Origin of the sequence: Pedobacter jamesrossensis (assembly GCF_042650905.1) — a bacterium.
Taxonomy (GTDB): domain Bacteria; phylum Bacteroidota; class Bacteroidia; order Sphingobacteriales; family Sphingobacteriaceae; genus Pedobacter; species Pedobacter jamesrossensis.
Window position 1 is genome coordinate 1 of sequence record NZ_JBHSBY010000126.1, and the last position, 24,672, is coordinate 24,672.

General features: G+C 35.2%; 18 protein-coding genes. 9 read left to right on the forward strand and 9 right to left on the reverse strand.

Annotated elements, in window-relative coordinates; genetic code table 11:
* Positions 1–93 precede the first annotated feature (93 nt).
* From ACFOUY_RS13585 to ACFOUY_RS13595, 3 genes are all read right to left on the reverse strand, one after another.
* Positions 94–750: a TonB-dependent receptor domain-containing protein gene (locus ACFOUY_RS13585; protein WP_378961367.1), complete on the reverse strand. Its 657-nt coding sequence runs from the start codon at positions 748–750 to the stop codon at positions 94–96.
* Positions 711–2,288 (reverse strand): SusC/RagA family TonB-linked outer membrane protein, encoded by a 1,578-nt coding sequence (locus tag ACFOUY_RS13590; protein ID WP_378961368.1) that lies wholly within the window; start codon positions 2,286–2,288, stop codon positions 711–713. Before ACFOUY_RS13590 ends, ACFOUY_RS13585 begins: the two co-directional genes overlap by 40 nt.
* 422 nt (positions 2,289–2,710) lie before the next feature.
* Complete coding sequence (locus ACFOUY_RS13595) at positions 2,711–4,450, reverse strand: DUF6377 domain-containing protein (protein WP_378961370.1); 1,740 nt, start codon at positions 4,448–4,450, stop codon at positions 2,711–2,713.
* 555 nt (positions 4,451–5,005) lie between these two features.
* Between ACFOUY_RS13595 and ACFOUY_RS13600 the strand changes: the two genes are divergently transcribed.
* Entirely contained in the window at positions 5,006–10,600 is a 5,595-nt protein-coding gene (locus tag ACFOUY_RS13600) for an alpha-2-macroglobulin family protein (RefSeq protein ID WP_378961371.1), read from the forward strand.
* Between the two features lie 511 nt (positions 10,601–11,111).
* Positions 11,112–13,490, forward strand: a complete 2,379-nt coding sequence (gene pbpC, locus ACFOUY_RS13605; protein WP_378961372.1) for a penicillin-binding protein 1C — start codon at positions 11,112–11,114, stop codon at positions 13,488–13,490.
* A 243-nt stretch (positions 13,491–13,733) separates the two neighbouring features.
* Here the strand turns inward: pbpC and ACFOUY_RS13610 are convergent, their stop codons facing one another.
* On the reverse strand, positions 13,734–14,426 hold the full coding sequence (locus ACFOUY_RS13610; protein WP_378961373.1) for a lysoplasmalogenase: 693 nt from the start codon (positions 14,424–14,426) through the stop codon (positions 13,734–13,736).
* On the reverse strand, positions 14,416–15,633 hold the full coding sequence (locus tag ACFOUY_RS13615; RefSeq protein WP_378961374.1) for a sterol desaturase family protein: 1,218 nt from the start codon (positions 15,631–15,633) through the stop codon (positions 14,416–14,418). Before ACFOUY_RS13615 ends, ACFOUY_RS13610 begins: the two co-directional genes overlap by 11 nt.
* A 125-nt stretch (positions 15,634–15,758) precedes the next feature.
* On the opposite strand from ACFOUY_RS13615, the gene ACFOUY_RS13620 reads away from it, so the two are divergent.
* The 6 genes from ACFOUY_RS13620 to ACFOUY_RS13645 all read left to right on the forward strand — a co-directional run bounded on the left by ACFOUY_RS13620 (position 15,759) and on the right by ACFOUY_RS13645 (position 19,747).
* Entirely contained in the window at positions 15,759–16,121 is a 363-nt protein-coding gene (locus ACFOUY_RS13620; protein WP_378961375.1) for a response regulator, read from the forward strand.
* A 10-nt stretch (positions 16,122–16,131) separates the two neighbouring features.
* Positions 16,132–16,761, forward strand: a complete 630-nt coding sequence (locus ACFOUY_RS13625; protein ID WP_378961376.1) for a hypothetical protein — start codon at positions 16,132–16,134, stop codon at positions 16,759–16,761.
* A 127-nt stretch (positions 16,762–16,888) separates the two neighbouring features.
* Positions 16,889–18,262 carry an exonuclease domain-containing protein gene (locus ACFOUY_RS13630; protein WP_378961377.1) on the forward strand — a complete coding sequence of 458 codons (1,374 nt, stop codon included), beginning with the start codon at positions 16,889–16,891 and terminating at the stop codon, positions 18,260–18,262.
* 109 nt (positions 18,263–18,371) lie between these two features.
* Positions 18,372–18,716, forward strand: coding sequence for an MmcQ/YjbR family DNA-binding protein (locus tag ACFOUY_RS13635; RefSeq protein ID WP_378961378.1), 345 nt, complete (start codon positions 18,372–18,374; stop codon positions 18,714–18,716).
* A 97-nt stretch (positions 18,717–18,813) separates the two neighbouring features.
* A complete protein-coding gene (locus tag ACFOUY_RS13640) occupies positions 18,814–19,230 on the forward strand; it encodes a VOC family protein (RefSeq protein ID WP_378961379.1) in 417 nt (138 codons plus the stop codon).
* 82 nt (positions 19,231–19,312) lie between these two features.
* Positions 19,313–19,747 carry an SRPBCC family protein gene (locus tag ACFOUY_RS13645; protein WP_378961380.1) on the forward strand — a complete coding sequence of 145 codons (435 nt, stop codon included), beginning with the start codon at positions 19,313–19,315 and terminating at the stop codon, positions 19,745–19,747.
* A gap of 51 nt (positions 19,748–19,798) precedes the next feature.
* Here ACFOUY_RS13645 and bioA read toward each other — a convergent pair whose 3' ends face one another.
* The 4 genes from bioA to ACFOUY_RS13665 are packed head-to-tail and all read right to left on the reverse strand — an operon-like array spanning position 19,799 to position 23,332.
* The gene (bioA, locus tag ACFOUY_RS13650) at positions 19,799–21,064 is read right to left on the reverse strand and encodes an adenosylmethionine--8-amino-7-oxononanoate transaminase (RefSeq protein ID WP_378961381.1); all 1,266 of its coding nucleotides are present in this window, start codon (positions 21,062–21,064) and stop codon (positions 19,799–19,801) included.
* Positions 21,042–21,914, reverse strand: a complete 873-nt coding sequence (locus ACFOUY_RS13655) for a CPBP family intramembrane glutamic endopeptidase (protein WP_378961382.1) — start codon at positions 21,912–21,914, stop codon at positions 21,042–21,044. Before ACFOUY_RS13655 ends, bioA begins: the two co-directional genes overlap by 23 nt.
* Complete coding sequence (locus ACFOUY_RS13660) at positions 21,904–22,359, reverse strand: NUDIX domain-containing protein (protein WP_378961383.1); 456 nt, start codon at positions 22,357–22,359, stop codon at positions 21,904–21,906. The genes ACFOUY_RS13655 and ACFOUY_RS13660 overlap by 11 nt, the downstream gene beginning before the upstream one ends.
* Positions 22,346–23,332: a cation diffusion facilitator family transporter gene (locus ACFOUY_RS13665; protein ID WP_378961384.1), complete on the reverse strand. Its 987-nt coding sequence runs from the start codon at positions 23,330–23,332 to the stop codon at positions 22,346–22,348. The genes ACFOUY_RS13660 and ACFOUY_RS13665 overlap by 14 nt, the downstream gene beginning before the upstream one ends.
* Before the next feature lie 112 nt (positions 23,333–23,444).
* Here ACFOUY_RS13665 and ACFOUY_RS13670 point away from each other — a divergent pair, with 112 nt between their 5' ends.
* The gene (locus tag ACFOUY_RS13670) at positions 23,445–24,641 is read left to right on the forward strand and encodes a pyridoxal phosphate-dependent aminotransferase (RefSeq protein WP_378961385.1); all 1,197 of its coding nucleotides are present in this window, start codon (positions 23,445–23,447) and stop codon (positions 24,639–24,641) included.
* The last annotated feature ends 31 nt before the right edge of the window (positions 24,642–24,672 follow it).

Below are 24,672 nucleotides of genomic sequence, written 5' to 3' on the forward strand. Positions count from 1 at the left end.
AAATATCAAATAACGTAAAAAAAAGAAAGCGGATGAAGAGTTCAGCACTCATTCATCCGCTTTGCAAAAACAGACTATTTTAAGTCCACTTTTTCAGTGCCCTCCCTGAATACTGCCTACGTTTGCCTGAATAGAACCTGTAGGAAATGGAGGTTGAGGTACGGTATAGCCATAAAGTAATTTATCCGTTGTATTCTTAAAAACGTCAAAGCTTCCACTTAATCTACCCTTTAACATAGTAAAATCAAGACCAATGTTAATCGATTTTTTTTGTTCCCATTCTAAATCTGCATTGGAATTTTGCGTTGTACGGAAGTTCGTTTGAACGTTTCCTGCAAAATATACAGTGCCAGAGCCTTGAACAATTTGTAACGATTGTAAAACGCCAAGTGGCTGTTGGTTACCAGTGATACCAAAACCACCTCTTAATTTCAGCGCAGAAAACAGTTTCTGATTTTTCATAAAAGGTTCCTGATCTATCTTCCAGGCTAATGATGCTGATGGAAAATTTCCCCATTTATGATTTGCTCCAAATACGGTTGCTCCATCTCTCCTGAAATTTGCAGTTAACAAGTATCTATCCAGAAATGAGTAGTTAATCCGCCCAAGAACAGAAACTGTTCTACGCTGGTTGCGGTATGAAGAATAATCACCGGCCTGAACTTTAGAAAAATCGCCAAGGCCTAGACTGTTGTAAGTTGCTAAATCATTCACAAATCCTCTTGCGGCACTTCCGCTACCAGAATCCATTTGAGCCTGCCATTCATAAACAGCTGCTGCATCAAATGGTGTTTGCCAAAATCCTTTGAATAATTCAACTGAAAATCCATTAGTTTATAGTCAGAATTGTTATTGTTCACACTGGCATACCCTTTTTGATCTATTGCCGCTGCTACTGTTGAAACAGCAGGAGTATAATTGCCCGATGTTCCATTGGTCTTTTGCCAACTGCCAAAAACTTCAGCAGACAACCCGCTAAAAATTTTATAATTCACCCGCATAGAACCCAATAGTCTGTTAGTTTCAGATTCACTGATGATTGTATTTGCAGCAGCCAATACATTAAGCGGTTGGAAAAGATTTGGATCTGTAAAATATGTTCCATCTGCTTTATAAACCGGATCTGTAGGTCTTGAGATATAGGCATTTGAAATTAGATTAGAAGTAAAAGCAGCTCTGCCAATCGAACCCGGACTTCCGTTGTTTTCAGAGTTTGTATTGTTCAGGGTCATTGTTATTGTTAGCTTGTTATCCAAAGCTTTCTGGGTGGCTTCTATCCTTCCAATGTAACGTTGATTATCAGAACGAATAACAATCCCGTTCTGAAGAACCATGCCCAAGCTTGCTCGGTAACTGAAATTATCACTTGCACCTCCTATTGTTACGGTATGATTTTGCGTTGTCCCATTTCTGGTCAAAAGTCCAAACCAGTCGGTATTGGCTCCAAAATTAGAAGAGGCCGGGATTGACCTCGCGGCTGCCTGCTGGGTCCATTCTTCTGCTGTGAGCATTTTCAGTTGCCTGGTAACAACGTCGACAGATGAATTCGCATTATACTCAATGGAAGTTCCTGCCCTGCTTTTTTTCATCGTCACAATTAATACTCCAGAAGCACCTCTTGAGCCATAAATTGCAGTTGCTGAAGCATCCTTTAGAATCTCAATACTTTGAATTTCAGTTGGAGGGATTTGATTCAGCAAACCAACGTCACCTTGTACTCCATCAATTACAACAAGCGGATTATTATTGCCCTGAATAGAAGTAATACCACGTATTTTAATATTCGGTGAACTTCCTGGCTCACTACCGGTTTGGGTGATGGTTACCCCAGCCGCTTTACCCGCAATTTGCTGAAGCGGACTAGTGAGGGCACCCTGATTGAAATCTTTACTTGAAACACTCGTGACAGCTCCAGTCACGTCAGACTTTTTAGCGGTACCATAGCCTATAACCACAACATCAGAAAGCGATTTTGCATCAGGCTTCAATTGAATTACAGCCTGTTTGCCAGGAACCAGAATGCGTTCTGTTACATCATAACCAACAAAACTTACCGCAACGGTTATTGCAGTTTGATTGATGCTGATCTGAAATTCTCCCTTTGAGTTGGTAATCGTAGTCTGGTTGGTGCCTTTAACCTGTAAAGTTGCTCCGGGCAACGCATCGTTATTTTCATCGACCACTCGCCCGTTAAATAAATTTTGCTGGGCAAAACCATCTGTTATAGCGAATAATAAAAGTAGGGCAAGGCCATACTTAAAAAAGTAGAAAAAGTAAGTTTTTCTCATAATGATTAGTTGGTTAATATTTGGTTATTGAGTACTCAAATGGAAATCGATGTACTACTAATCAAAGTAAGTGGAGTTTATTTCCAATCACAATAGAAGGAAAAGCAAATATTAAAAATAAGAAGAGAAAAAAAACCACAAAATATTGATTTACAGATACATGAATCCAATATAAATCTAGAAATATATGGATAACACAAGGTGATTTTATCATTTTTTAAGGAAATTTTGCTTGTGAAATAAGATAATTGCACAATTGCAAAACCGAAAACCTAATGGATAATAGCGGATATTGAAGTTTTATTACCTTTTCAAATTTCTTCTGAACAAAGTATTGATATCAGAATTAAATCTAAATGATTAATTGCATGGCAAAGGGAGGTAAAACCTAAAACGCCTAAAATTCAAATAAAATGGAGTTGCTACGAAGTTTCTAAAACCATGTCATTTTTTACGGTCCTGATACTCAATATGCGTTCTGCAAATTCTTCATTTGGCACAATAGAGCGGTTTTTAACTTTGGTTTTATACGTATAAATTGTATTTACTGAGTAATTCAGAATTTTAGCAATCATTTCGTTTTCATCTATTCCCAAACGAATTAGGGCAAATATCCTTAATTCGTTATTCAAAAGTTGTCCTGTACTCAACTGAGTTTTATGCTCTTCATCAAAAAGTGAATTGAACTCTGAAATAAAATCAGGAAACAGATTTAGGAAGACTTCATCAAAACTTGCAAAAAAACTTTCCCTTTCCTGACTGGTATTCAATCGCTGAAGGATGGTATTAAGTTCCTCGAATCTTTTGAGGTGGACAACTTTTTCAAGAGAGCGTTTAAGACGATCTAATTTTTCTATATAATCGGCACTAACGTTAAAGAAATGCCCGATATATTCCTCTTTGATCAAATTTGCTTCGTCAAGTTTCCTAACGGTACTAATCAAGGAATGGTTAGCGCTATCAAGAGATTTATTTGTTCTTAGTAATTTGTTGTTAACCTCATTTAAATCATGATTTTGATTGATAATGAGCTGATCCGCAATCCTTATCTTTTTAAGTTGTTTGAAAGTTTTTGTGCCGAAGTAAATGGTAAGAAGTGTTAGCAAGGTAATAATTGAAGCGTAGATTATCAGCGAGCGTTTCTGTTTCTCTATACCATTGATTTTGTCGCGTTCAATAATAGGTAGAATATTACTTATTTCAACTTTTCTTTGCTTTGCTCCATAGAAATCATTATCCTCAATAGCACTATGAATGTAGGCAAATGCCGCCCTGGTTTCTCCCTGAGAATAAAGGTATTTAGATAGATTTACAAGAGCCAAAGACTCTTTTATGGAATGGACGTTATCCAGGATAGACGATTTTATAAGATAAGCCAATCCTTTATCTGGCTGATTAACACTAAAATAAAGGTAACTCAGGCAGCTGAAATTTATGGCACTATCCTGATAAGAGGTTTTAAGCTTTATAAGTTTCTCATATGGCACTAATGCCGCCTTATAGTTTTTACTTCTTAGAAGTTTTAATCCCATTCCACTCAAATATTGATAAGAGTTTGGTGAATAATTGTTGATAATTGTATCACAATACTTAAGTCCTTCTCTGGTATATAATTTACTATAATCATCAATTTTATTATAATCAGAAAGATCGAAATTACTTCTGGCCATGAGAAAATAATATCGAAACTTTTCTTCTGAAGTGAGTTTTTCGGATTTTACTGTGGTCAGGGTATCCAATCCTTCTTTAAACATACCAGATGAAATCAGAACAAAGCCCAAATTAACTCTAGATTGATTTATCTTGTTATCATCCCCAATCAAGTTTGCATACTGGTTAGCCTTTTTAGCGTAAACAAATGCTGAATCGTGAATAAATGATTTATAAGCTTTGAAGAGCTCAACGCAGGCCTGATATCGAGAATCATAATCTGATTGACTGAAGGAAAACTTTTTTTTTAGTTTTAAAATGGTATTCTGCTTTTCGCTATCGAAAATCACCTTATTGGCAATTGCATCACTGAGTTCGCGTTTTAAACTATCAATATTATCGTTAGCAAATACCCTACTAACAAACCCAATAGCAATTATGAAAAAGATGGTGAAACCAATTCTGGTGCCATAAAATTCTCTATTGATGTTTTTTTGCAATTTGCTAACCATAGGAAATGAGATGTGAGTTAACTTAAAGCGTTCTTTCCCTTAGGCATCGGCTTAAAGTATATTTGGTTAACCAAATATAACATTATCACAATTACTATCCGCATCTAAAAAGTGCTATTCTAGATTTTATTAGTAACAAATTAACTATAATAAACCTAACAAAACCTAAATGCAACTCAACAGACAATTAGGGTTGTTTTGGAAGGTAATAGCAACATTTTCTATTTCCGATTAGAAGAATTATCAATGAAAAAGGTTAAAAAACATAATATTATTTTAATTGCATCACGGAATCAAAGCACCAAAAACAAAATCAAATTATTTACCCAATTTTACCTGCTTGCTCAAAACAAATAATAATTAGAATGCGGCAAAAAACAAGAAATCTATAGCGGATATACATTGCTCAGAAAATACCCGAAGAAAAAAGATATTTTTAAATGCGATAATAAATAATTTCAACCAAAATACTCACAACCTCTTAATTTTCAACATAAGTTATTTTAACGCAAATTTTAGTTAATTTTCAATCACATCTAATTACAATTTCAAATAATGGAACAATCATCTACCTACCAATCATCCTCCAAAAAGAAATTCATTTTTATAGGCTTACTTGTAGTCTCAATCGCAGCAATTCTTTTCATTTATTTCAGGCATAAAAAGAAATCAAATGAAGATAACCAGGCTTATGCAAAATACATTGAAGCTTACACTTCAGGAACCATTTCAAAAAAGAGTTTCATCCGCCTTCATTTGGCTAATGCAGCTACCGGGATGCAAGATTTGGGTAAAGCTGATTCTCGCGATTTATTCGATTTTTCTCCATCCATTTCAGGAAAAACATATTGGATAGACCCACAAACGGTGGAGTTCAGACCAGATGAAAATCTGAAGCCCGGCAAAGAATATGAAGCAACTTTTAAATTATCAGAAGTTTCGGAAACAGAAAAAGGCTTGGAAGATTTCGATTTCGAGTTTAAAGTAATCACACCTGGTGTAATGCTTTCGCAAAATGGCTTAGTTTCTCAAAATAATACTTCATTAGATTACATGAAGTTAACCGGCGAAGTAGCCACGGCTGATGCCGAAGAAACTTCTAAAATAGAAAAGGTAATTGAGTTGGATTTTGATCAGAAATTAAAGGTAAAATGGCAACACGATCCTGCAAAAAACATCTCTAAATTTACTATCGATAGTATTAAAAAGAAATCTGCAGACCAAACTTTAAAACTAAACTGGGATGGTGATCCAATTGATGCTGATCAAAAAGGTGAAGAAGAAATCCGTATTCCGGCGTTAAATAAATTTGAAATTTTGGATATGAAAGCCATTCAAGGTGAAGAAGATTATGCTTTAGTGCAGTTTTCTGAGCCTATTGGTGTTGGTCAAGATTTAACGGGAATGATTTCATTAGGCAATTTAAGCGATTTAAGATTTACCATTGATGCAAGTCAGGTTAAAGTTTATGCTGCTGAAGAATTGAAAGGTAATTACACGCTGAATGTAAATAATGGTGTAGAAAATATTAATGGAAAAACCTTAACTGGTGGAAAAACAGCCAACTTGGTTTTTGAAGATAAATTACCATCTGTTACCATTGCCGGTGCAGGAACAATTTTACCAAATTCGGGTAAATTGGTTTTACCTTTCGAGGCAACAAATCTAAAAGCTGTCGATGTTACAGTAATAAAAATCTACGAAAATAACATTCCTCAATTCTTCCAAACCAATAGTTATAAAGATGGAAACGAGCTACGTCGTGTAGCAAAACCAATCTTGCAAAAAACTATTCGTTTAGATGAAGACAAATCTTTAAATCTGCATAAAAAGAATCGTTTTACACTCGATTTAGATAAAATGATTCGCACCGAACCAGGCGCTATGTATCGTGTTACCATTGCTTTCAGACAAGAATATAATGCATACAATTGCAAAGCAAATGATGAAAAAGCTGGGGATGACAATGATGAAAATGGATATTATGGTGAGGATGAAAGTTATGGCGAAAAGATTGATGAAGACGATGATTTCTGGCAACGCTACAATAATTATTACCCAAATAATTACCGTTGGAATGATAAGGATAATCCTTGCACGCCATCGTTTTACACTAACCAACGTTGGGCAAGTCGTAATTTAATTGCATCAAACATTGGCTTGGTTGCAAAACGTGGAAACGACAACAGTATGCTCATCGTAGCAACTGATTTACTAACTGCGAAACCACTAAGCGGGGTAAGTTTAGAGTTGTTAGATTATCAGCGACAAACCATTTTCACGACGAAAACTGATGGAGATGGTTTCGCCAGATTCGATTTAAAACGTCAACCATTTTTGTTAATTGCTAAAAGTGGCTCAGAACGTGGTTATTTAAAATTAGATGATGGAAGTTCGTTGCCCTTGAGCAGATTTGATGTTGGTGGAGATGTAGTTCAAAGTGGTTTAAAAGGCTTTATTTATGGTGAACGCGGCGTTTGGCGACCAGGAGACAGTTTATTTATTTCTTTCGTTTTAGAAGATAAATTGAAGAAACTACCGACAAATTATCCAGTTACAATGGAGTTTTATAATCCGAAAGGACAATTATATAAACGTTTAATTAATGGAAAGCCTGTAAACGGTTTCTACACTTTTAAAACGGCAACAGAGAGCACAGCGCCTACCGGAAACTGGATGGTGAAAGTTAAAGCAGGTGGCGCTACTTTCACTAAAACTTTAAAAATAGAAACGGTTATGCCGAATCGCTTGAAAATTGATTTCAACGTTGGGAATAAACCATATTTAACGGCTGGTACTGGTGCCGCTACCCTGTCTGCTAAATGGCTTTTTGGTTCGCCAGCACAAAATTTAAAAGCCAAGGTTGATGTAAACCTAAATACCACAGAAACCAAGTTTAAAGGTTTCGATGGTTATAGTTTTGATAATCCTACGGTTAATTTCGAATCGCAGGTAAAAACCATTTTTGAGGGAAGTTTAAATGCAGCTGGAACAGCACAGATTAATACAAATCTGAACGAAAACAATACGGCTCCTGGTGTTTTAAGAGCAAACTTTACCACAAAAGTTTTCGAACCGGGCGGTAATTTCAGTATAGATAACTTTAGCATTCCCTACCATGTTTATAGTAGTTATTTAGGTGTTCGACCAGAAAAAGGTGATAAATTAAGCGGTATGTTGGTTACCGGCAAAGACCACAAAATTGAGATTGTTAATGTAAATACCGATGGTAAATTACTTTCTGGTAATAAAACCGTTCAGGTTGAATTATACAAAACACAATGGCGTTGGTGGTGGGAACAAGACAATCAATATACTTATGCAAATTTCACCCAAAACCAATATAACAAACTTGTAGAAACCCATCAGGTTAATTTATCAAACGGTAAAGGAAGTTGGAATTTACGCATTGATGAACCAGAATGGGGTCGTTATTTGATTTTGGTTCGCGATTTAAACGGCCGTCATGTAACCGGAAAATCTGTTTATATAGATTGGCCAGGTTGGGCACAGCGAGAGCAAGGTTCCAATCCAACGGAGGCATCGATGTTGTCTTTTACTGCCAATAAAGAAAAATTTACCGTTGGCGAGGATATTACTTTAACCATTCCAACAGCTAAAAACGGTAGAGCTTTAGTTTCAATTGAAAATGGTAGTCGCGTTTTAAAAACTTTCTGGATTGATACAGAGGCTGGTCAAACGCAATATAAATTTAAGGCTGAGAAAGAAATGGCACCAAATGTTTTCGCTAACATTACACTATTGCAGCCTCATGCACAAACAATTAACGATTTGCCAATCAGAATGTATGGTGCAATTCCAATTTCTGTAGAAGACCCGCAAACAATTTTAAGACCAACTATAAAAATGTTGGATAAAATTAAACCTGAAACGGAAAACACCATCACAGTTGGTGAGCAAAACGGTAAAGCCATGACTTATACAATTGCTCTGGTTGATGAGGGGTTATTGGATTTAACCCGTTTCAAAACACCAGATCCACATGGCGCATTTTATGCACGTGAAGGATTAGGCGTTAAAACCTGGGATTTATTTGATTACGTTTTAGGCGCCTGGGGCGGAAATTTAGAACGCATTTTAAGCATAGGTGGTGATGGTAGCATCAATAAAAACTTAAATCCTGCAAAGGCAAACCGATTCAAAGCAGTGGTTAAATTTATGGGGCCATTTACCATTGGTAAAGGTGAAAGCAAAACCCATAAATTTAAATTGCCACAATACATAGGTGCAGTTAGGGCAATGGTTGTTGCAGGTCAGGATGCAGCCTATGGTTTTGCCGAAAAATCGGTTCAGGTTAAAAAGCCGTTAATGGTTTTGGCAACCTTGCCTCGTGTAATTGGTCCTGGTGAAACTTTTACTTTACCAGTTACGGTTTTTGCAACAGAAAGTAATTTGAAAAATGTTTCTGTTCAACTTCAGGCTAATAATTTGATTATTCAGGGTACGAATAAGCAACAACTTTACTATAAGCAAACTGGCGAACAAATGGCGTATTTCGAAGTGAAAGCGCCAAATACAGTTGGTATAGCAAAAGTAAAAGTGATTGCTCAGAGTGGTGGAGAAAGAACCGATTACGATGTAGAGATGGATATTCGAAATCCAAATCCATACGTTACTAATGTGGTTTCTGCAACAGTTCAGCCTGGACAAAAATGGGCCATAAATTATGCACCTATTGGGATGGGTGGAACAAATTCCGGAACATTAGAGGTTTCTTCTATCCCTGCAATTAACCTTAAAAAGCGCTTAAGCTACTTGATTCAATATCCTCATGGATGTATTGAGCAAACAACTTCAGGAATTTTCCCTCAATTATATTTAGATAGATTGAGTCCGTTGAATGAGCAACAAAAAGCAATGACAGAGAAAAACATCAAAGCTGGAATAACGAGAATTAAGGGCTTCCAAACTACAGATGGCGGTTTATCATATTGGCCTGGAGAGGGAAGCTCTGATGAATGGGGAAGTAATTATGGCGGTCACTTTTTAGTAGAGGCGCAAAATGCGGGCTACACCTTACCTGTTGGTTTGTTAGACGAATTATTGCGTTATCAGAAAACTAAAGCGGCCAATTGGGCACCCAACAGCAACAATTTCTATGGTGGCGATTTATCTCAGGCTTATCGTTTATACATGCTTGCTTTAGCTAAGAAACCAGAAATGGCGGCAATGAACAGATTAAAGGCTTTCGAATATTTATCGGTTTCTGCGAAATGGCGTTTAGCAGCTGCATATAAATTAGCTGGGCAAAATGAAGTTGCTCAAAACATGATCCGCGGTTTAGATACATCGATTCAACCTTACAAACAATTAGGAGGAACTTATGGCTCAGATGTTCGGGATCAAGCAATGATTTTAGAAACTTTGACCTTACTCGGTCAGAAAGCTAAAGCAGCAAGTTTATTGCAACCGTTAGCAGCTAAATTAGGTGAAAATACCTGGTATAGTACGCAGACAACTGCTTATAGCTTACTGGCAATTGCGAAATTCTGTGGTTCTAATCAATCATCAAATAAATTGCAATATCAATATGTGTTAGATGGAAAAACTGCGCCAGTAAACTCTGGTCAGTACATTAGTAGTACAGCCGTAAACTTTAAAGGCAACACTGCATCTGTAACCAATAAAGGAAACAATGTGTTATTTGTTCGTTTAGTTTTGGAGGGACAACCAGTTGCTGGTCAGAATAATTTCTTGCCTAACCGACCAGATGTTTTAGATATGAATGTTGTTTATAAACGTTTAAACGGAACTTCTTTAGACCCAACAACATTAAAACAAGGAACCGATTTCTATGCAGAAGTGACTATAAAAAATCCGGGCAGAATGGGTTATTACGAACAAATGGCGCTAACTCAAATTTTCCCATCAGGTTGGGAAATTATCAACACCAGAGTAAATGATAATCAGAGCATTTTAGCGTCCTCTCCTTTCACTTACCAGGATATTAGAGACGACAGGGTTTTCACTTATTTCAATATTCGCGAAAATGAGAGTTTAGTTTACAAGGTATTGCTAAATGCATCTTATTTAGGGAAATATTATTTATCAGCTGTTCAATGCGAGGCAATGTATAATAATGATATTTCTGCCACGCAGGATGGAAAGTGGGTTCAGGTGGTGAAGTAGGATATGAATAAAATGGCTATAATGGTTCGTGGAGACACGAACCATTGTGTAGAGAATAATTAGTTTTGTTAGTATGTTCCGTCATGCTGAATTTATTTCAGTATCATAATATAATTTAAGAACCTTGATTCAAATGAATCGGAACAAGGTGAAGAATGGAGAAAAAATAAAATAGATGCTTTGTAATCTCGCAATGATGTTTATGGCAGTCTTTGCGAGTTACGAAACAATCTTAATACTAAATATACTCTTCCGCCATGGTTCGTGGAGACACGAACCATGGCACTTTAAATTACCTAAAATAAGAAGATTCAATAGTATCAAAATCATTAATATCAGCCAAAGCATTTTACGTTACACCTAAAAAAACATTAATATTGCTTGAAGCGAAACGCCACAGCTACGAAAGAGAAACTTTTAAATGGTTAATGAAGATACTAACCATGGCGCTTTGTTTAACTAGAAAGCCTCGGTTCGTGTCTCCAAGAACCGAAAAATAACTAAATCTCCAATGAACAAAACACCAAAAGCATTCCTCATTTCCGAAATCATTTCTATCGTATTGCTTGTGGTGTTTTTATTTTTGCTCCCTGCTAAACTTTTCAAAACACCAACATCATTTGTTATTGAAGCCAGCAATGGAAACTTACTTAGCGCTGCTATTGCTAGCGATGGCCAGTGGCGTTTTCCCGTTGCAGATTCGGTTCCGGTGAAATTTAAAGATTGCATTATCGCTTTTGAAGATAAACGATTCTATAACCATTTTGGAGTAGATTTCTTAGCCATGAGCAGAGCAATTAAACAAAACTTCAAGGCTAAAAGCGTAGTTAGCGGTGGAAGCACATTAACAATGCAGGTTATCCGATTATCAAGAAAAGAAGATAGAACTATCTGGCAAAAAATTTATGAAATTATTCTGGCTTTTAGGTTAGAACTGAAATATTCAAAAGAAGAAATTATTGGTTTATATGCGGCAAATGCGCCTTTCGGAAGTAATGTTGTGGGTTTAGAGGCCGCAAGTTGGCGCTATTATGGTCGTGATGCTAAAACACTTTCATGGGGAGAAATGGCAACTTTAGCCGTTCTGCCAAATAGCCCGTCGCTAGTTCATCCAGGAAAAAATTCGACTAGATTAATTAAAAAAAGAAACGATTTGCTGGATAAATTGGCGAAACTAAAATATATCGATCAAAGTACGGCTAATCTTGCTAAACTCGAACCTGTTCCGGGTAAACCTCTACCCTTACCTCAAAATGCACCCCATTTATTAAATCGCTTTAAGGTAGAGAGGAAGTCTTTAGAAATCAATTCTACCAGAATTACATCAACATTGAATGAAGATATTCAACTTAAAGTAAACTCTATATTAAAACGATACAATAATCGATATAGAGCAAATGATATTAATAACATTTCTGCTTTGGTTTTAGATGCCAGAAATGGAAATGTGGTGAGTTACGTAGGTAATATTTATCAACTAGAAAATGCAGATTTGCAGAGCCATGTTGATATGATAAAAGCACCTCGTAGTCCGGGAAGTACCTTAAAACCTCTGCTTTACGCCAGTATGTTGAATGATGGCTTTATTTTGCCGCATACATTAGTGCCCGATGTACCAACACAAATTGCTGGTTACTCTCCTCAAAATTACGATTTAGGTTACGATGGTGCAATTGCGGCAGATAAGGCTTTAAGTCGTTCGCTTAATATACCTGCTGTTAAAATGTTGCAACAATATAAGTACGAACGCTTTTACGATAAACTTAAAAAACTTGGAATAGGAACGTTAAACCAACCAGCCGACCATTATGGTTTATCATTGATTTTAGGAGGAAGTGAAGTAACGATGTGGGATTTAGCGAATACTTATATGGGCATGGTTAGAACGTTAAATCATTTCAATACTTACAAAGGCTTATACAACCCTAAAGATTACCAGCAAGCTACTTATTACAATGGAAATAAAAAGAATGAAAAAGATTATCAGCGTAATTCATTTTTAGACCATGGCGCTATTTGGGCAACATTTAGTGCAATGGAAGAAGTAATGCGACCAGGCGATGAGGGTTTATGGGAACAGTTTTCTTCCTCGCAAAGGGTGGCATGGAAAACCGGAACTAGCTTTGGCTTCCGCGATGCGTGGGCGGTTGGTTTAACACCAAATTATGTAGTTTGTGTTTGGGTTGGTAATGCCGATGGTGAAGGCAGGCCGGGTTTGGTAGGTATTGAGGCTGCTGCTCCTGTTTTATTTGATATTTTTAGATTATTACCTAATGGAAAATGGTTCGAAACACCAAAAACTAAACTTAAAAAGATTAAAATCTGCAAACAAAGTGGCTATAAAGCAAGCGAATCTTGTCTGGATATTGTAGATGAATTAGTACCGATAGCTGGCGAAAAAACGGTAGTTTGTCCTTTTCATAAAATTATTCATTTGGATAAAACGGGAACATATCGCGTTACCGACCAATGCGAAAGTGTTACCAATATGCAGCATAAAAGTTGGTTCATTTTACCGCCAGCGATGGAATATTATTATAAAATTAAGAACAGCGATTACAAAACCTTACCTCCCTTTATGGCTGGTTGCGATGTTTCTGGTGGAAATAATGTAATGGAATTGATTTATCCTAAAAATGGTGCGACAGTTTACATTCCTTTAGAGTTGGATGGAACACGAGGAAAAATTGTTTTAAATGCAGCGCACAGAAATCAGCGCTCAAAAATTTACTGGCATATTGATAATGAATATGTTGCTACAACTACCAATTACCACCAATTAGCGATTAGTCCGCCGCCAGGAAAACATACTTTAACGCTTGTCGACGAAAATGGAGAAAGATTAGTGCAGACTTTTACGGTGCTGGATAAGGAGAAGAAAGAAAGATAAAAGCAAAAAGGTTAAAGCTGAAAGCTTGCATTCAGAATATGAATACCTTGGTTGAGATTGCCAGCAATAATTAGTAAACCATCCGTTTCATTGCCGTTGACTTCAGTCAACGGTTTACAAAGGCATAATAAATATTCTTTCTTGCAATTTCTTTTTTTCTAAACCAGATTTAATTGGAAAAGATTGGAATGTTAGCAGGACTAAACTAACCTTAAAAGCACTAAATTTTGCTTTTCAAAAAAGCTAAATCTCTGTTTTCTTCACAACCAATTCTCTAACCACCGTACCGTAAACGATTAGATACTGTGCAAGCATATAGGTAGCCATTATTAAAACACCTGCTTGAGGGATTGGTTGAGCGAACTTGTTAACCGCTAAAGCACTATCAGATAACAGGAAAAACAAGGCGCCATAAAGAATTAGTTTATAGCTAAAAATATTCACTTTTCCATATCTGTTAACGGCCATAATTGCCATGAAAGTTATGATGATGGCATACATTAAAACCGGAAATTGCATGGCGCCTAAACTTGGTTGCAGGTAGAAAAACAGACCTGAACAAAAGATAGCAAATACACCAATTGCCCATAAAAGAAATGGATTTTTATAATTTGGATTCGATTTGTGATCGAGTGTAAATGCTCTGATGTAAAAGATATGGCAAAGCAAAAAGGCAATTAAACCGAAAATAAAAAAGTTAGGTCGGCCAGATTGAAGCATCAACAAAATATCCCCAATTAATCCGAAAACTAAACCTGTAAATATTCGCTTATGGAACCTGCCTTTAAGGTTTGTACTACTATAAAGCCAAATTAAAAGTGTGATAACAATTAAAGGTTTCGAAAAATTACGAAGTGAAATATTGCCTGATGTTTCTGCGTATAACTGAATAATATAAACAAGCGCAAAAATTATGGCAAAAATTTTAGTTTTCATCGATACTGGGATTTACTTTTTGAAGATTGAAAAACCAAATTACGGATATTAGCTGAATTGTAATAAAGATTACCAGATAACCGATTGGAAATTTTAAAATCAAAACAAGTAAAATACTCAAAGCCAGTCTAAAATATTCGAAATTAATTTGCCACTTTTTCTGCTCCAATAAACCGCCACAGGTAACTAGTGTTAGCATCGTGAAAATTGTGCCTAGTATTAAAGAAACGGTTTCCATTTTACTGTAAGAAAACAGTATCGCAGAACCTGCCGCTAAAGCAACAATGAATTGTAACAAAACATAGCCTGTAAGTTTCGATTGATAATCGGGGTTGTACTTTCTGTATTTATCAACATCTATTTCTGGCGCCTGCTGAAAACCACCCAAATGAGCGGGAAACCATCCTGGAGGTTTTAAAAACACTTTTAGTTTGTCGCTGAATTTGGGAGATTGCCTTACCGTTTTTACTAAATCATCCCAATAATGCAAGTTTGCCCAAACAGGGTTCCAGCTTGCTAAGGGTTTCGTAATACCAAAATAAACCTCTTCTTCCTCCTTTTGAAAAGTTCCAAAAAGTCTATCCCAAATAATTAAGGTACCTGCATGGTTTTTATCTATATATTTTGGATTAGAACCATGATGAACACGGTGATGTGATGGCGTATTCAATACATACTCTAAAAAACCCATAGATTTTATTGCCCGGGTATGAATCCAGAATTGATACAAAGTGTTAAATGAACTTAACGTTAAAAACATAATCGGATCGAAACCGATTAGGGCTAATGGCAGATAAAAAACCCAGCTAAACCAACCTTGAAACCAGCTTTGCCGCAATGCAACCGTTAAATTATATTCTTCAGATTGATGATGAACAATGTGTGCAGCCCAAAGGGCATTTACCTGATGACTCATCCGGTGAAACCAGTAATAAAAAAAATCTACACCAATAAATAAAATAATCCAAACCCAAATGGTTTTTGGCATTTCGAAAATACGCCAATGTTCAAAAATATATTTATAGCCAAAAAACAACGCCGTTTTCATGAAAATTCCGGTAAGCTGCTGCCCTATTCCCTGACTTAAATTTGATATGCTATCATTTAAACGGTAATAGTTTAATTTTTTATAAAAATTATAAGCTAGCTCTACCCCAATTAGGATAAAAAATATGGGAACGGATAACGCAATATAATCTACTTTCATAGGGACAAGAAAATATATTTGATTAGAATAAGTTAGTACAATTTAAGAAATATCTGCTTAAGCTAAAACATTATCTCAATAACATTGTATTAGGTGTAATATAATCGTAAATAAACATTTTTGCCTTGAAAAGAGTACTTGTTGTAGATGATGATCCGGATATTTTAGAAGTTTTTCAGCTCGCTTTGGAATCTGAAAATTATAATGTTTACCCTCTGTTATCACCTAGATATATTTTTAAAACAATTAAAGAATTTAATCCCGACCTGATTATTTTAGACATAATGCTAAACGGGATGGATGGCAGGGAAGTTTTTAAACAATTAAAATCGAGTCCGGAAACAGATAAAATTCCTGTGATAATGGCTTCGGCCAGATACAAAGAAAGCTATGTTTCTTCGCAAAAGTATCATCCTGATGATTACTTAGAAAAACCATTTAATATGGCTGTAATGATTCAGAAAGTAAACAGATTAACTGAAAATTAGAAAAATAAATATGAAACTAAAATTACTAACCCCGATTGCCTTTTTACTTCTAGCACTATCTGTAAATGTTAAAGCGCAAACTGGCAGACCAGATAAATTGTACACTATGAGTGGAGTAGGTTTCTCGCTACCAGTTGGAGAAACAGCAGATTACTTAAAACCAAAATTTTCAACTTCTTTAGGCTTAAACCTTGGTTTAGGAGATGGTGGATTATTTTTATACCCAAAAGTAAGTTTGCATGCTTTTGAGTTTAACCAAATTACCCCGGATGCTGGCTATACTTACAATATAGAAAAAGGAAGGGCAACAACTTATTTATTAAATGTTGCCTTAGGTTACAGAAAAATTGTAGATAAATGGGCTTTTTATGGTTTTGCTGGTGCTGGCGGTGGTTTCATTTTAACACCACAAGCCGGTGTAAATGCACAAACTTTGCAAGTAACTATGGATAATAAAACTAACGGCATGGGTATAATTGAAGCTGGCGGAGGAATAGAATATAGTTTAGGTGGGGCAAATTTATTTGCAGAAGTTAGCTATATGTATGGGTTTTCAAAAATACAAAACAGAGCATTTAATACAGTACCTATTAGTATTGGCATCAAACCAAATTTAAGTAAATTATTAAGTAAACTTTAGATTAAATATTCTATACAGAAGATAAAGCGATAGCGTTTAATACGTTGTCGCTTTTTTTGTTTTAAAAATAATGAAAACACTTTCATTACTAATTATTTTAGTATAAATTTGTATTCAAATCATTTTGATGTTATACGCAATTGTAGATATAGAAACCACAGGTGGCCATGCTTCGGCAAATGGCATAACAGAAGTTGCCATAAACATTCATGATGGTAACCAAATTGTGGAGCGTTACACAACCTTAATTAATCCTAAACGCGATGTTCCTTTTCACATAACTGCATTAACTGGAATTGATGATGAGATGCTGGTTAACGCACCTTTTTTTGAAGATGTAGCACTTCAAATTCATCAGCTATTATATGGAAAAGTGTTTGTTGCTCATAACGTTAACTTCGATTATTCCTTTTTAAAACATCATTTATCTTTAGCTGGATATGATTTGCAATGCTCTAAACTTTGTACCGTTCGCCTAAGTAGAAAGGTATTTCCTGGCAAGGTTTCATACAGTTTAGGAAAGTTATGCAATGCATTACAAATTCCAATTAGTAACCGACACAGAGCCGCTGGCGATGCTGATGCGACAAGCATTCTTTTTAACCTATTACTAGAAAATGATACGGAAGGTGTGATTGCAGAAATGCTAAAAAAAACATCAAAAGAACAAGTTTTACCACCAAACCTGGACAAAGCTGCGATTATGAAATTGCCAAATCAACCGGGCGTTTATTATTTCAAGGATAACAAAGGAAAAATCGTTTACGTTGGTAAAGCAAAAGATTTAAAGAAAAGAGTTACCAGCCATTTTACGGGCAACAAACCAAACAGGCGGCGCCAGGATTTTTTAAGAACAATACACAATGTGGATTACGTTACCTGCGGAACAGAATTAATGGCTTTAATTTTAGAAGCAAATGAAATTAAACGCCTTTGGCCTGAAAATAACAGGGCTATGAAGCGCTACGAACACAAATACGACTTATATATTTTCGAAGATCAAAATGGTTATTTACGATTAGCAATTGATAAGCATAAAAAGAACAATAAAGCATTGCAAAGTTTTAATAACCTTTTAGAGGGATATAATTTTTTAAATATGCTTGTAGAAAAGTATCAGCTTTGTGCCAAACTTTGTTATTTGCAAAAAACAGCAACGAAATGTACCGCCCATGAAAATGGTCAGTGTTTTGGTGCTTGCAGCGGAATAGAAACTGTTGCTGTTTACAATAAACGATTAAATGCTGCAATTGAGGATATTCAGAACTTACAACCAAGTTTTGCCTTGGTTGATGAAGGCAGAAAAGAGGAGGAAATGAGTTGCTTGGTTGTAGAAAAAGGAATATTTTATGGGATGGGTTATTTTACCGATAAAAATTATTTAAATAATGGTTTTAGTTTAGTAAAAGAAAGCCTTTCCACTTATCAATCTAATAGCTATATTCTTAATTTAATTCTAAATTATGCAGAACAGCATCCTCACAAATTATACAAATTGTAATTTCTAATTAATCTTTGTGCATATCTATTTTCAAAAGGAAGGAAATTAGGTGTAAATTTGGAAATTCAAATCTTCAATAGCAATACTATTGAACCATTAAAATAAATTTATGAATATATTTAGTACAGAAGCTTTTAGAGAACTTGCACTTTCTTTTGATGAAGTAACTGAAGCACCAAACCTTGATAAAAACACGTTCAAAGTAGATGATAAAATCTTTGTAACTATTGATAATAAAAATGCAAAGGCGATTTTTAAATTATCAGTGGCCGACCAAAATCTATATTCTGATTTCGACCCATCTGCGATTTACCCTGCTCCTGCCGGTTGGGGCAAACAAGGTTGGACAATTTTTGAGATTAACTTTATCGAGGCCGAAAAACTTAAAGAAGCTTTAACAAAATCTTATTGTACCGTTGCTCCAGAAAAATTGGCTAAAAAGCACAGCAATTAAAATCTTTTTGTCTCAAATACACCTTTAAGTTTTCTCTTTTCAGTACATCATCCCACGTATTGATGCCTATCTTTATGCACAACAAAATATAAATGTTATGACGAAATCGCTTTGGATAAATCTTCCGGTTAAAAATGTAAACAAATCAAAAGAATTCTTTACTAAAATTGGTTTTACACCAAACGACAGGTATGGCGTTAGAGAAGATTCAGCTTCTTTTATGGTTGGAGAAAGTAATCTGATTATTATGCTTTTCGAAAAATCACTTTACGAATCTTTTGCTGGCTCAGAATTATCAAAGAACATTTCTGGAACTGAAGTCTTATTTTCATTTGATGCAGAAAGCACTGAAGAGGTTGACGAACTGGCAAAAAAAGTTTTAGATGCAGGTGGCAAACTTTACGGTAAGCCAGGGTACAAAGATGGATGGATGTATGGTTGCGGGTTTATTGATTTAGATGGACAAAGATGGAACATACTTTATATGGATATGGCTAAAATGCCATTGGGTTAATCTACCTCATATTTTTTAAAACAAAGCAGCTTCGATATTTGCTTATTTTATTAATGAATATTAGAAAATAAAAAGAAATATCATGGAAAAGAAACCCTTAATCGTAGAAAGCATATACAGTGTACCTATTGAAAAAGTATGGAATGCTTTAACAAATAACAATGAACTTAAAAAGTGGTATTTCCAATTACAAGATTTCAAACCTAAAGTTGGTTTTAAATTTGATTTTTTAGGTGGCCCAGATGAAGGTCCGCAGTTTTTGCATCAGTGCGAAATTACGCAACTGGAAGCAGGAAAGAAGCTTGCTTATACCTGGAAATATGATAATTATCCTGGCAATTCTGAAATTACCTGGGAGTTATTTGAAGCTGGAGATAAAACCAGATTAACATTAACACACACAGGTTTAGATAGCTTTGCTGAAAACGGAAAGGATTTTGCTAAAGATAGCTTTAAAGCTGGTTGGAGCTATTTTTTAAATGATGCATTAAAAAAACACCTCGAACCTGAAGAATAGAAATAAAAAAGTCATAGCTAGAAAATATGACTTTTTTAAATTTCAATTAATTTAAATCTCTTCTAGGGCCGATTTTATCGCTTCGTAAACATAGTCGAGGTCTTCGTTACTGACTATATAAGGTGGCAAAATGTAAATGATATTTCCAAGCGGTCTCAAAATTATACCCTTATCTAAAAAGTAGGCGTAGAGTAAATTACGAAGATTACTTAAATAAGAAGTTCCCACGCCAGTTTCCCACTCAATTGCAATAATAGTTCCCGTCTGACGAACTGCTTTAACTTTAGGATGCGATTTTATCTCCTCTAAAAAAATAGAATGCTTAGCCTCTACTCTTTTAATATTTGCTAGCGTGTCTTTCTCTAATAAAATATCCATACTAGCTAGCGATGCTACACAAGCAATCGGATTTGCCGTAAATGAGTGTCCGTGATATAAGGTTTTCAATTTGTCATCACTTAAAAAAGCATCAAAAATTTTATTGGTACAAGTTGTAACACCTAAGGGCATTGTTCCTCCTGTTAAACCTTTGCTTAAACAATAAATATCTGGCTTATTGTTTAGTTTTTCGCAAGCAAAATAGGTACCTGTTCGGCCAAAACCAGTCATCACTTCATCGGCAATTGTTAAAATATTGGCTGTTTTGCATGTCGATAATAGTTCGTCAAGATGCTTGGCCTCATACATTAGCATACCACCAGAACCCAAAATAAGCGGTTCGAAGATAAAGCAAGCAACTTCAGATTCAAGATTTTCAATTTTAGATTTTATAATCTCAATATTATCATCATTTGGTAAATCGATAAATTCTACATCGAACAAAAGACTATTAAAAGCATCTGTAAAAATACTTCGACCACTAACCGACATTGCACCAAAAGTATCGCCATGATAGGCATCTTTAAAAGCTAAAATTTTGGTTTTCGGTTGCCCTTTATTATTCCAATATTGGAGGCACATTTTTAACGCAACTTCAACCGCTGTAGAACCATTATCGGTATAAAAAACCTTATCATGATTACCTGGTAGAATTTCTAATAATCTTTCGGCAAGTAAAACTGCGGGTTCGTGTGTAAATCCGGCAAAAATAACGTGCTCTAAAACAGTTAGTTGCTCAGCTACTTTTTTGGCAATGTATGGATGAGCATGACCATGAATATTTACCCACCATGATGAAACAGCATCTATATATTTTTTGCCATTTTCATCATAAACATATACACCTTCTCCCCTAACAATTGGAATATGCGGCAAGGCATTTTTCATTTGTGTATAAGGATGCCAGATAACTTTTTTATCTCTCTCTGCTAAGGTCATATTCTACAAAAACTTCTTCTAAAGGTTCTATTTTACTTTTTCTGATTAACCAAACCAAATATAAAATTAATACGAATGTACAAATCACCGACCCCTCAATTCCAAAACTTCCACCAGAAAAAGTTACATCACCAATTGGCCTGGTCACCATTAATCCTGGTGTGTTAATACCGCTTACTTTAAAGCCTAACAATGTTCCTTGGCAAAAATTCCAGCCAAAATGTATGCCGACACTCCACCAGATATTTCTTTTTTGTAATGTAACTAAGGCAAACAAAATGCCGCATAGTGTGATATTTATCATTGAAAAAACTGAAAAACTTGGGTTTGAGAAGTGAATTAACCCAAAAAGTAATCCGTTAATAAATATTGAAAACCAGAGTTTATACCTTTCGGCAAAAACAACTAAAGGAAAGGTTCTGAAAACCAATTCTTCAGAAATCCCGACAAAAATAAAAAAGACTAAATAGGCGAAAATAGAGTCCAGTTCAATTTTAGTTGGAAGAAAAACAACGTTTCCGTTAATATACATTAGTGCCGTACAAGCCAAAATTAAGGCTAAACCTATAGCTGTTCCTTTTAAAAACGCAGGTAATACATTTGTTTTAACTACGAATACACTTTCAAAATTGCGAGTTGGATAAGTTTGAAAAATCATAAGCAATGCGCCGATTGCCATTAAAGCAAATGATATTTCACCAAAAAAGAAACCTGATAAACTTTCTGTTGGGAATTTAAAAATATTTAATTGTGTTAAAAGTCCAACTGGTATTGCCCACAAAAACATGTAAAAGATGAAGACTAGAACTCTTAATATTGGTTTAAGGAGATAGATAAATTTATGCTCCATTTTCAGAGAATTGATTTTTTAAAAGTTCGACCACAGTTTTATCCGTTCTGAAAGTAATTTCATCAACAGATAAATCTTCTATTTTAACCCAACGAAATTCTTGTAAAATTTCACCATCACCATCAAAATCATAAATTTTAGTTTTGAAAGCCAATTGTAATGGAGCCTTTTCTTTAACCAAATAATAAACACTGATAACCTGACTATCGTTAAAGGATGATTTTTCAAAAAAATCGGTTGTGTAAAAATGGCTGAGAATTTCGATATCCGCATTACATTCTTCAATAAACTCTCGTTTTAATCCATCAATTAACCCTTCGCCGAATTCTAAGCCTCCGCCAGGAAATTTACTAAAACGAAACCCATATTCCTGCTCATCGCTAACCAAAACTTCTTTATTTTGGTTAATAAGCAAGCCGTAAACTCTCACGTTAAAGTAACTCATTTGCGAAATGCTTTTTGTTTCTGATTACGATTTCTGGTGTCCACACAATTTCTTTTCTAAAAGCTTCGGCTCTAACCGGGCATTCACTCATGTGGCAATAATTACAACATTCTGGTAAGCATGGGTCGGCATGGATGAATAGCTCAGCTTTTCGAACGCCATTTTTATTTATCAATTCATCAATTTGAGAAATCTCTTTGTGAACTTTATTCAAATCGAAATAATAAGGCAAAGTTACGTGGCAATCGATATGAAATTCTGGTCCGTATTGCTGTGTACGCAGATTATGAACATCAATCCAGGGATTGTGCCTGTTCTTTTGCAAAACATCTACTACTTCTTCTACCAACTTAAAATCACTTTCATCCATCAAACCGCCAACCGAGCCACGAGTTAATTTGTAGCCAGAATATATGATGTAAAAGCCTACTAAAAAGGATAATAAACTATCGAACCAAATTATATTTGTTAACTGAATTAGGATTAAACCTACAACAATCGCCGCACTGGTATATGTATCAGTTAATAAATGCTTTCCGTCGGCTACCAAGGTTACAGAATGTTCGTCCTTACCTACATTAATTAAGTAAAAACCGACAATTAAATTAATTAAGCCAGTAATTCCAATAATTAAAGTCCCTTCTAACAACTGCCCTACTGGGTGCGGATAGATTAAATTATAAGAAGATTTAAATATTATAATTACCCCCGCAATAAGAATAAGAACACCTTCTACAAATGCTGAAAAAAATTCGACTTTACCGTGACCATAGGGATGGTTTTCATCTCTTGGTTGCGTACTTAAGTAAATACTATAGAATGCAAAACTTCCTGCAATTACATTAACAATACTTTCTGCAGCATCAGTTAAAATAGCATTCGAACTCGTTATAAAGTATGCCACAAACTTGGCAAGCATTAAAACAACACTAACAGATAAGGAAATTAAAATGGCTTTCTTTTTAACAGTCACGACGATTTTTTTTCAAAAATACGCTTATCGTGTAAATTAAATGATAAAAACTATCGCTTTTTTAGTGCAGAATAATATTTGGTTTATATATTTGCGGTCAAAGTAATTAACCATGAGCACCTTATCCAAAAGAATCAACAGTCTATCAGAATCTGCAACCTTAAAAATGACCAAATTAGGTCGCGAGTTAGCTTCAAAAGGGATTAATATAATCAGTTTGAGTGTTGGCGAGCCAGATTTTAATACACCAGACCACGTAAAAAATGCCGCTAAAAAAGCATTAGATGAAAATTACACTCGTTACTCGCCAGTTCCGGGCTACCCAGAATTGCGCCAAGCCATTGTAAATAAGCTTAAAACTGAAAACAATTTAGATTATGATATTTCTCAAATTGTAGTTTCAACAGGTGCAAAACAATCACTTTCTAATGTTATCCTTACCTTAATAGATCCGGAAGACGAAGTAATTATTCCTACCCCGTATTGGGTATCTTATTCGGAAATGGTAAACCTGGCCGAAGGAAAATCTGTTTTTATTGATACGGATATTGATAGTAATTTTAAAATTACGCCAGAACAACTTGAAGATGCAATTACACCAAAATCGAAACTTTTCATGTTTTCATCACCTTGTAATCCAACAGGTTCTGTTTACAGCAAAGAAGAATTAGCTGCTTTGGTTGCAGTTTTTGAAAAGCATCCAAATATTTACATCCTATCTGATGAGATTTATGAACATATTAACTTCGTTGATAAACATGAATCTATAGCCCAATTCGACAGCATTAAAGACCGCGTAATCATTGTTAATGGTTTCTCTAAGGCCTTTGCTATGACTGGGTGGAGATTGGGTTATATTGCCGCAAATAAAGAAATTGCTGCAGCTAACGATAAGTTACAAGGCCAAACAACTTCTGGAACTTGTTCTATTGCACAACGTGCTGGTATTGTCGCTTACGAGCAAGGATTAGAGAGCGTTTTAGTAATGAAAGAAGCTTTCTTACGTCGTAGAGAACTTGTTTATAATTTATTAAACGAAATACCTGGAGTAAAAACAAATTTACCAGATGGTGCTTTTTACTTCTTCCCAGAAATTAGTTCTTTCTTCGGAAAAAAAGATGCTGAAGGAAATGAAATTAAAGACTCATCAGATTTAGCTTTATACTTATTAAATGTTGGGCACGTAGCAACGGTTGGTGGTGATTCTTTTGGCAACAACAATTACATCCGTTTATCTTATGCCGCATCAGATGAGAGTTTGGTTGAAGCATTAAGAAGAATTAAAGAAGCTTTAGGAAAACTGAGTTAACAAAGCAGTAACCGAAAACAAAAAATCCCTT

What these genes read in the sequence shown, in the direction of transcription:
- ACFOUY_RS13585 (WP_378961367.1), bottom strand. Translation starts at nt 750, where the DNA reads ATGGATTCTGGTAGCGGAAGTGCCGCAAGAGGATTTGTGAATGATTTA.
- ACFOUY_RS13590 (WP_378961368.1), bottom strand. Translation starts at nt 2,288, where the DNA reads ATGAGAAAAACTTACTTTTTCTACTTTTTTAAGTATGGCCTTGCCCTA.
- ACFOUY_RS13595 (WP_378961370.1), bottom strand. Translation starts at nt 4,450, where the DNA reads ATGGTTAGCAAATTGCAAAAAAACATCAATAGAGAATTTTATGGCACC.
- ACFOUY_RS13600 (WP_378961371.1), top strand. Translation starts at nt 5,006, where the DNA reads ATGGAACAATCATCTACCTACCAATCATCCTCCAAAAAGAAATTCATT.
- pbpC (WP_378961372.1), top strand. Translation starts at nt 11,112, where the DNA reads ATGAACAAAACACCAAAAGCATTCCTCATTTCCGAAATCATTTCTATC.
- ACFOUY_RS13610 (WP_378961373.1), bottom strand. Translation starts at nt 14,426, where the DNA reads ATGAAAACTAAAATTTTTGCCATAATTTTTGCGCTTGTTTATATTATT.
- ACFOUY_RS13615 (WP_378961374.1), bottom strand. Translation starts at nt 15,633, where the DNA reads ATGAAAGTAGATTATATTGCGTTATCCGTTCCCATATTTTTTATCCTA.
- ACFOUY_RS13625 (WP_378961376.1), top strand. Translation starts at nt 16,132, where the DNA reads ATGAAACTAAAATTACTAACCCCGATTGCCTTTTTACTTCTAGCACTA.
- ACFOUY_RS13630 (WP_378961377.1), top strand. Translation starts at nt 16,889, where the DNA reads ATGTTATACGCAATTGTAGATATAGAAACCACAGGTGGCCATGCTTCG.
- ACFOUY_RS13635 (WP_378961378.1), top strand. Translation starts at nt 18,372, where the DNA reads ATGAATATATTTAGTACAGAAGCTTTTAGAGAACTTGCACTTTCTTTT.
- ACFOUY_RS13640 (WP_378961379.1), top strand. Translation starts at nt 18,814, where the DNA reads ATGACGAAATCGCTTTGGATAAATCTTCCGGTTAAAAATGTAAACAAA.
- ACFOUY_RS13645 (WP_378961380.1), top strand. Translation starts at nt 19,313, where the DNA reads ATGGAAAAGAAACCCTTAATCGTAGAAAGCATATACAGTGTACCTATT.
- bioA (WP_378961381.1), bottom strand. Translation starts at nt 21,064, where the DNA reads ATGACCTTAGCAGAGAGAGATAAAAAAGTTATCTGGCATCCTTATACA.
- ACFOUY_RS13655 (WP_378961382.1), bottom strand. Translation starts at nt 21,914, where the DNA reads ATGGAGCATAAATTTATCTATCTCCTTAAACCAATATTAAGAGTTCTA.
- ACFOUY_RS13660 (WP_378961383.1), bottom strand. Translation starts at nt 22,359, where the DNA reads ATGAGTTACTTTAACGTGAGAGTTTACGGCTTGCTTATTAACCAAAAT.
- ACFOUY_RS13670 (WP_378961385.1), top strand. Translation starts at nt 23,445, where the DNA reads ATGAGCACCTTATCCAAAAGAATCAACAGTCTATCAGAATCTGCAACC.